Source organism: Pseudonocardia sp. D17, assembly GCF_036984265.1.
Lineage (GTDB): Bacteria > Actinomycetota > Actinomycetes > Mycobacteriales > Pseudonocardiaceae > Pseudonocardia > Pseudonocardia benzenivorans.
The window spans coordinates 1-3875 of sequence record NZ_BPRG01000110.1; the positions used below are offsets into that span (position 1 = coordinate 1).

The window sequence follows — 3875 nt, forward strand, 5'->3', positions numbered from 1 at the left end:
TCGGGGGTCACCACCGTCGTCACCGCGATCACGCGGTCCTCGTGGCCGGTCAGTGGCTGGCCGACCTGTTCTCCGGAGTTGAGGTCCCACACCCGCACGGTCCCGTCGTCGCTGCCGGTGACGGCGAGGGTGCGCCCGTCGGGGGGCACAACCACCGTGACCACGCGGTGCTCGTGGCCGGTCAGCGGCTGGCCGACCTGTTCTCCGGTGTTGAGGTCCCATGCCTGCACCATGCTGTCGCTGCTGCGGGTGACAGCGAGGGTGCGCTCGCCGGGGGTCACCACCGTCGCCATCGCGACCACGCAGTCGCCGGGGCCGGTCAGTGGCTGGCCCGACCTGGTCTCCGGTGTTGAGGTTCCACACCCGTACAGTTCCGTCGCTGCTGCGCGTGACAGCGAGGGTGCGCCCGTCGGGCGCCGCCGCCACCACCAACGCCACCCCTGCAGCTGCGAGCCTGGTGTGGGCGAGGATCTCGCCGTGGCCGACCGGCCAATGTGCCCAGTGCAGGCGAGGTTCGCCGGGTAGTGGGGGCGGGGCGAACTGAGGCTGCTTCAGCAGGACCGACCATCGTTGCAGCGCCGCTCGGTTCGAGGCAGGCCGGTCGAAGTCCCATTCGTGTGTCGCCCTACGCAGGATGGGCATCGCAGCCAAGGTGTTGCGGCGGTATACCTGCCGAAGGCGAGTGACGTCGATGTAGGGCAGGCAGGAGGTTGGCAAGGTCGCGTCGTCGAGGACGCCGCCGGCTGCTGCGTGCTCGGCAAGATGCCGGCGGAGGTAATGCGGCGGGGTGAGGTCGTTGTCGGTGGCTGCGGTGGCGAGGTGGCTGAGGTTGCGGGCGATGCGCCGGTGGACCACGGCGAGCTCGTCGGCTGGGCCGGGTGGCGGTGAGTGCCTGTCTGGCGGGGTGGTCATCGTGGTTGCTCGGTGAGGAGGTCGCGCCAACTTTCGCGCAGGGTGGCACGCAGGGCGTCGTGGAAGAGTCGGTAGACGGTGGTGTCGTCGGCGGTGTCGGTGATCAGGTAGGCGCTGATGGGGGAGGCGAGGAGGTCGGCGATGTCGCGGTCGCCGAACTTGTGGGGGCGGTCGGCGACGGCGTTGGCCACGGCGGGCCAGATATCGCCCCAGGGCAGGCCGCGGCCGTAGGCGAACGCGACCGCGCGGAGCAGCTCGACAGCGCCGAGACGTTCCCCGGGGTCGTCGAAGATGCGGTGCAGGTCGTCGCGGAACGCGCCGACGACGGTGCCGTCGACCCCCGCCAGCCATTGCTCGTCGTCGGGCGCGACGAGTTCTTTGCGTTGGGTCAGAGCGGTGGCGGCGAGACGGGCGACGAGGAAGCTGCGCCCAACGCGATCGGAGATGACCTGGGCGAGCTCACCGGCGAGGGCGTGTTGTTCCGGGGGCGCGTAGGGGGACTCAGGGGTGTTGCGCAGGTAGCTGGCGGCGTAGTCGCGGACGTCGTCTTGGTGCCACCACGGGTCCTCGTCGACCCGGATCCGGGCGGCGGACAGCAGCTTTTCGAGGCGGTCAGCGAGTGGCCCGCGGGGTCCGTCGGCGGCGAGCGGGTCGTCGGGGCCGGCGGGGGAGCGCACCCCGATGATCAGCTGCAGCCCCTGTCCGTCTTCGGTGAGGCGGGCCAGGGCGTTGGCGATACCCTCGGGGTCCTGGGCTTCGTCGAGGGCGTCGAGGACCACGACCGTGCGTTGGCCGGCTTGAGCGCGGCGGTCGAGCTCGGCGCGGCAGGCCTTGATCCGCGAGGTGAGGTCGGCTCGCGCTGCCTGTGATGGCGGGGCTGCGCCGAGGGCGTGGTTGAGCTGTTCGATCACCTCGTGTGGGTACTTCCCGGTGGCCAGCACGGCCACGTCCACCGCCCCGACCGGCGGTCGCAGCGCGTCGGGGATGTCTCGGACCTGGTCGGCGTAGGTGGTGATGAACGTCGGGTCTGCGAGGGTCACCAGCCGGGCCAGCACGGCGGACTTGCCGCTGCCGGCGCCCCCGGTGACCAGCAGCGCCGCAGAGGTGTTCGGTTCGCCGCTGCGGGGGCGGGCGGTGGCGGCGATGAGCTCTGCCATCAGGGCGGCGCGGCCGGTGAACAGCCAGCGTTTCGCGTCGACGGCACCGCTGTGGCGGGGAGCCCAGTGGGTCTCGAGGTCGTTGTGGGGTAGGGCGAGCTCGTGGCGTTGTGGCTGCGTCTCGACGGTGCTGGGCTCCGTGGCGAGGTGCGGGTTGGGTAGCCCGACGTGTTCGGCGTTGAGCTTGCCGCGGTAGCCGACGAGGACGAGCTCCTGGTCGGGGTGGTGTTCCTCGAGATACTCGCGGACGGCGTCGGTGAACTCGCTGACCAGGAAGTAGCGGTGGTTGAGCCCCCATTTGGCGCCCTCGGGGCCGTAGAGCTTGTCGGCGGTCTGCTTGATCGCCTCCGTCAACGCACCGGCGGTGGCTTGTTGGTTCTTGGCGGCGCTGAACAGCACCAGCCAGCCAGCGGGGAAGGGTTTGTCGAAGCGGACGATGTCGGTCGCGGTCTTTCCGGCGTAGCAGGCGTCGATGATCAGCAGCAGGTGCTCGATGCCGCCGTCGTAGTGCAGCCAGCTGATCAGGTCGCTGGTGCGGATGGCGGTGCGTGGGACGAGGTCGCCGGGCTGGGTCTGTTCGAGTACGAGGTAGTGGTTGTCGTTCTTGACGTCGCCGTGGCCGGTCACGAATATTACGGCGGCGTCCCGTTCGGTCCATGGCTTGTCGGGTTCCTCGAAGGCCTCGCGGAGCTGGGCTTTGGTCGGGTTGTCGGCGAGCGCGGGATGGGCCGGGGTGAACGCGCGGCTGCCGAGTTTGTCCTGGTCGGTGAGCCAGTCCGCGAGGGTGGTGACCTCGGCGGCGACGGGCAGGTCGCCGTAGCTCTCCTGGGTGCTGGTCGCGACGGCGACGAAGTGGCGGGGCTTCACCAAACGGTCGTCGACCTCGAGGCGCTGAGCGTCGGCCTGGGTCACGGGTTCTCCTCGCCCAGCTCGGGGGCCGTCTCCAGCAGGACGGACCCGGTCTCGATCTTGGAGAGGTAGCGGCCGATGTTGTGGGCGTCTCCTTGGTTGTCCACGAGCCGTTCCTCGATGCCTGGCCAGAAACGTCGCAGGTCACCCGCGCAGGACACTGGGTCGCGCAGGTCTCGCACGTTCACCCAACGAGCCACGTTCGTCGGGAGCCCTGTCGGGGTGTCAGTGCCGCAGAGGGGAGCCGGGAGCCTCGACTGCACCATCCGCAGTCCCAGGGGCGACCCCACAGTGAGGAGCAGGTCGACCCTGTGCTTGGGGTTGCGGCGCATGAATTCCAGCGCGACGACCGAGCCCAGGGAGTGTCCGATCAGGATCGCGCAGCCCGCCGCTGCGGTGCGATCGACGACGTCATCCACGGAGGCCGTGAGCTGCGGTTCGGTCAGGTAGCGGCGGACCTGACGCAACGTGCCGAGGTAGAGGACGCCGGCGGCGGCGCCGAACTTGCGGTCCAGCCCGCGCAGGACGGTCTGCAGGGGTCTCGGGGTACGGGTGCGTGCCATCGTCGGCGGCAGTGCTTCCGCTGCTGCGAGCTCCTCTGGGGTGAGTGCTTCGCGGGAGGCTTCGAGGAGGGCATCGACCTCTTCGGGGGATGCGTCCTCGAAGACGTCCTGTTCTGTGCCGGGGCCCTTCTTGTCCGAGGGGGTGAGGTAGAGGTTGCCGTAGAAGGCGAGGTCGAGCGGCGGGTCGGCGACGGGGTGGCCGGCGGCGAGCTCGATGCCGTCCGAGAGCGCCTGCGACCACGGCTGGAGGAGTTGTTTGCGGCCGAGTTGCGAGCCTGTCAGATGGTCTGTGTAACAAGATCCTCTTGAGTTGAGGAGTACACAGATGACCATG

3 protein-coding genes are annotated in these 3875 nt (G+C 69.7%); all 3 read right to left on the minus strand.

The features are described from left to right. A partial coding sequence (locus tag PSD17_RS17925; protein WP_445261019.1) for a WD40 repeat domain-containing protein occupies nucleotides 1-293 on the minus strand: 293 nt, incomplete at its 3' end. A gap of 615 nt (nucleotides 294-908) precedes the next feature. Further along, nucleotides 909-2981 carry an ATP-binding protein gene (locus PSD17_RS17930; protein ID WP_339123646.1) on the minus strand — a complete coding sequence of 691 codons (2073 nt, stop codon included), beginning with the start codon at nucleotides 2979-2981 and terminating at the stop codon, nucleotides 909-911. After that, nucleotides 2978-3875, minus strand: an 898-nt coding sequence (locus PSD17_RS17935) for an alpha/beta hydrolase (RefSeq protein WP_339123648.1), incomplete at its 5' end; no start/stop codon positions are given. The genes PSD17_RS17930 and PSD17_RS17935, both read right to left, overlap by 4 nt.